The organism is Blautia sp. DFI.3.45, assembly GCF_020593505.1.
GTDB classification, from domain to species: Bacteria; Bacillota; Clostridia; order Lachnospirales; family Lachnospiraceae; genus Blautia_A; species Blautia_A wexlerae.
Genome location: NZ_JAJDMI010000207.1, coordinates 1 through 300, shown reverse-complemented (window position 1 = coordinate 300; position 300 = coordinate 1). Strand labels below are relative to the sequence as shown.

Genomic DNA, 300 nt, shown 5'->3' with positions numbered 1-300 from the left:
GCTGCTTGGAACAGACCATGCTCCCGGTGTACTTATCAAGATACGCCTGTATCATTCCGGCTTTGGTGTCCTCCGGCATAAAATCCCGCTGGTGTTCTTTGAGATAGCGCTGCATGGCAGGGCTGAAAGCCAGCTTGAACCTGCCGCTTTTATAAATCTCCATTGCTTCCGCCCACATCTGCCCGATATAGGCTCTGGAAGCAGCTTCGTCCTCCAAAATGTGAACCTCGGCTTGCTCCGGGTAAACCATGACGGGGATAAAGCGGCGGTTGCCGGAACGGTCAAGGGGCAGGAAGTCAA

General features: G+C 54.0%; 1 protein-coding gene. It reads right to left on the bottom strand.

Features of this window, described 5'->3' with window-relative positions; all coding sequences use genetic code 11:
* Positions 1-300, bottom strand: a 300-nt coding sequence (locus tag LJE09_RS17620) for a virulence-associated E family protein (RefSeq protein WP_227311635.1), incomplete at both ends; no start/stop codon positions are given.